Source organism: Kitasatospora cystarginea, from assembly GCF_039533515.1.
Lineage (GTDB): Bacteria > Actinomycetota > Actinomycetes > Streptomycetales > Streptomycetaceae > Kitasatospora > Kitasatospora cystarginea.
Map to the genome: position 1 here is coordinate 1 of NZ_BAAATR010000122.1, position 3,735 is coordinate 3,735.

2 protein-coding genes and 1 pseudogene are annotated in these 3,735 nt (G+C 68.3%); 1 reads left to right on the plus strand and 2 read right to left on the minus strand.

The window, feature by feature from the left end:
- Both ABD369_RS40200 and ABD369_RS40205 read right to left on the minus strand, forming a co-directional pair.
- Positions 1–633, minus strand: a 633-nt coding sequence (locus ABD369_RS40200) for a TolB family protein (protein WP_425557891.1), incomplete at its 3' end; no start/stop codon positions are given.
- 903 nt (positions 634–1,536) lie between these two features.
- Positions 1,537–2,172 carry a hypothetical protein gene (locus ABD369_RS40205; RefSeq protein WP_344641595.1) on the minus strand — a complete coding sequence of 212 codons (636 nt, stop codon included), beginning with the start codon at positions 2,170–2,172 and terminating at the stop codon, positions 1,537–1,539.
- Between the two features lie 548 nt (positions 2,173–2,720).
- Between ABD369_RS40205 and ABD369_RS40210 the strand changes: the two are divergent.
- A pseudogene (locus tag ABD369_RS40210) lies at positions 2,721–3,640 on the plus strand (IS3 family transposase); the annotation flags it as partial.
- Positions 3,641–3,735 lie beyond the last annotated feature (95 nt).

Here is a 3,735-nt window from a genome sequence, read left to right on the forward strand (position 1 = left end):
ATCGACCAGGTGCAGTTCCGCGGCGAACGCCCCGAAGTCCTCTTCCGGGCCCGCCCAGCTGAGCACCGCCAGCGGGCCGCCGTCCGGCCGCTGCACCCCCTCCACCACGTGCCGCTCACCGAGACCGGCCACCGAACGCAGCTCACCGCTGTCAAGATCGAGTAGCCGCAGCCGCGCCGGGTGTGCGTGCTCGCCCCACACCACCGCGTCATCGCCCTCGGCCCGCCGACGCTCGTCCTCGGTGTCCGGTTCATCGACGGCAACCACCGCGACCGCCCGGCCGTCGGCCAGCAGCCGGAAACCGGCGACGCCGCCGCGCCAAGCGGTCACCTCCTCCGCCGACCCGTCACCGAGCCGCAGACGGTGCAACTGCCGACCAGTGAGAAAGTACAACGACCCTGAGTCCGGAGCCCACTGCGGAGCCCCGACCCACCGGCTGCCGTCCGTCAACTGCCGCGGAGTCGAACCACCAGCGGTATCCGCCAGCCACAGCGCACTCACCAAGCGTTCTCTGACACCAACGGTCTTCACCGCGTAGGCGACCAGGCGACCGTCCGGCGAGACCACGGGGTACAACGGCGCCAGGCTGTCCACCATCAATTCGGCCAGCAACTCCATGGACACCTCGGTCACTTGGCTCCCCCGATCCGCAGCTACGTGTCCGCACATCCTGCCGCACGACCCAGAACTCGAACGCCGGCGGGGTGCGTTCAGCACCCGCCGAGGTTCAGAAACAGGCACTTACGGTGACACCGGAGGCGGATAGCCCAGCCCCGCAGTGTCCTGGCACCCGAGTTGTGCGGGAGGCCCCACTTCCATGCCCAGCCGACCGGAGGATCACCCGACCGAGACAGCAGACTCGAACTCACGATCACCCAGCTCGATTGAGCAACGGCTTCTGACCACCACTCAACCAACCTGACCAGCACATCCCCCAGGCCGACAAACCACCAACTCACCCGTCCAGCGCGGGCTGGCGGCCTCGGTTGCACCCGCCCAGCATCGGGAGCGGCGGCCATGTGGGTGGACGGAGCAATAGGCGGCGATCGCAACAGCGGGAGGGGCAGGCCAGTGGCCCGCCCCTCCCGATCGCCGTTCAGCCTTCCCGGGCAACCGACGGTCGCCCCCGGCAAGGCCACGATCAGCCTGTGTCCAGCACCGTACCCCACCGGTCTGCCTCCGTGTCGAGGTTCAACGCCACCGGTAGGAGGTGCCGGTCGTCTCATCGCCAGGAGCAGCAGCGGGCCGCCGGTGGGCGCGCCAAACCGTCCCCGACCTACCAACGATCAGCGAACCTGACCACCGCTCAAACAACCTGACCAACCCTGCTCAGCACTGCCAACAATCGGAACAGCGGCCCAGAAACGACCGGCACACGAAACTGATCAGCCCAGCTCACATCACCCCACCCTGATCAGAAAAAACGCCCTTGGACAGCGGCTCGCCGAGCACGGCGTGGAGTGGGCGTAGCAGCCGGGTGGTGGTGGGCTTATCCCGCTGTTTCCTTGGACCGCCCGCCGCGAACGTGTGCCTGGTCTACGGGTGGTAGGCCTGGGTGATCGAGGTGATCACGTTCTGGCTGCTGGCCGTGATGAGGTACTGGTTGCCGAAGCAGCCCCCGGGTGCGGCCACGACGCTCGGATTGTGCAGGCAGTCGTCCTGCTGCTTCATGAACGCGTCCAGGCTGACCGGGACCGGTGTGGCACCCTTCAGCACGTACGTCTTGACGTCGTTGCTGAACGTGTAGACAACCGGGCTGCCGTAGCTCTCGTGGTAGCCGTCGTCCGGGACGTCGGAGCCGCAGACGAACTTGGTGGGCTTGGCCTTCATCCATACCGAGGTCTGGTAGCCGTTGTCGGTGGCCTCCACCACCACCTGGCCCGCGAGACCCTGCTTCGCCGCCGCAGTGCAGTCCTGACCCGCGGTGGCACCGCCCGACGGCTTCACACCGGTCGGCTTGCCGCTCGGCTTCGCCGTACTGGTCGGCTTCGCCGCACCGGTGGGCGCGGTCGAGATGGCGGGGACCGGCTGGGCCCCGCCGCCGGTGGAGGCCGCAGCGCCAGCCGTCGGCGAACCGGCGGCACCGTTGGTCTCGTCCGGACCGCAAGCGGTCAGGACGAGACCAACGAACACAGTAGCGACAACGGCTGCGGCAAGACGGTTGGCCTTCATGACGAGTTCCCCCAAAGAGCGGTGAGCGATACTGACCGGCCGTCACGGCCGACCACTCATCTCTACACAACAAGCGCCGGCACAGATCGCCCTGTTGCGCTCCTGTGACAAGGACCGGACAACTCCGGATCGTTGTCGCACCCGGCCTCCTCGGTGAACCTTGCCGCGGACGCCGTTTGCGTGATCATCGCGGATGGTGCCGCGCCGCTGTCCAGGTGCGTGCCCGGGTGACGCGCCCGGCAAAATTCCGGGCACGCGTGCCAGTCGCGCGGCGCGTCGTGTCCATCGCGCGCGGCGTGCTCTGCAGGCTCTGTCCATAGGCGGCGGCGACAGGCGCCGTGCGTCCCCCACCAGATCCGTCACGCCCAGATCAACGAGCGCGGAACCTTACCTTCGGGTCAATAGGCAAGAAAGCCGCCGGGCGGATCTTTTTCCGTGCGGGTTCCAGAGGCTACTGCCGCTCTTTCTGGGCGTAGCTCACGATGAGGTGACCCCTGTGGTGTGGACACTCTGATGGCGGATCTTGATGGTCCGGGAAGATGGTTCACATGGCGGGGCGGAAGTACACCCCGGAGTTCCGGGCGGATGCGGTGGCGTTGTGGAGGGCCTCAGCGGGGCAGCGGACGATGAAGGACGTCGCGGCTGACCCGGGGATCACTCGGGAGACGCTGCGGTTGTGGGTTCGTGCGGCCGAGGGCGGCGGTCAGGCTCCAGCCGGTGGGTCCGGGGCGGAGGACCACCGGGAGGAGCTGGCCCGGTTGCGGGCTGAGAACGCGCGGCTGCTGAAGGCGGAGAAGGAGTGGCAGCTGGAGCGGGAGATTCTCCGTCGGGCCGCCCAGTATTTCGCCAAGGAGATGAAGTGACGTCCCGCCGCTGGGACTTCATCTCCGAGCACGCCGGTGATTTCGGCGTCCAGCGGCTGTGTCGAGTGCTGGAGGTCTCCCGCTCGGGCTACTACCGGCGGCTGGCCGGCATGGACGCCGGGGCCGGGCGGCAGACCGCCGACCAGGCCCTGGTGGCGGAGATCCGCGAGATCCACTCCGCGTCCGGCGAGACCTACAGGGCCCTGCGCATCCCCGCCGACCTGCGAGGATCCGGGCGACACGTGAATCGCAAACGGGTGGCTCGACTGATGCGCGAACACGGCATCATCGGCCGCCACCTGCGCCGCGGCAAGCGGACCACCATCCCCGACCCGGCGGCGCCGCCGGTGCCGGACCTGGTGCAGCGCGACTTCACCGCCTCCCGGCTCGACCAGCGCCGGTGCGGCGACATCACCTACATCCAGGTCGGCGGCCGATGGCTGTTCCTGGCCTGCGTGATCGACATCTGTTCACGCCGGGTCCTCGGCTGGTCGATGGCCCCGCACATGCGGGACGAACTGGTCGTCAGCGCCCTGGAGATGGCCGTGGCCGCCCGTGGTGGGAAGGTCGCCGGGGTGGTGTTCCACTCCGATCACGGGTCGCAAGGCGGATTCAACTGATCGTCGCAACACCTCGATCGAGGAGGTTGTTGTGGCTCAGGGAAGGGCTCGTGCGGCACTGAAGGCGGGTCGCCCGCCGT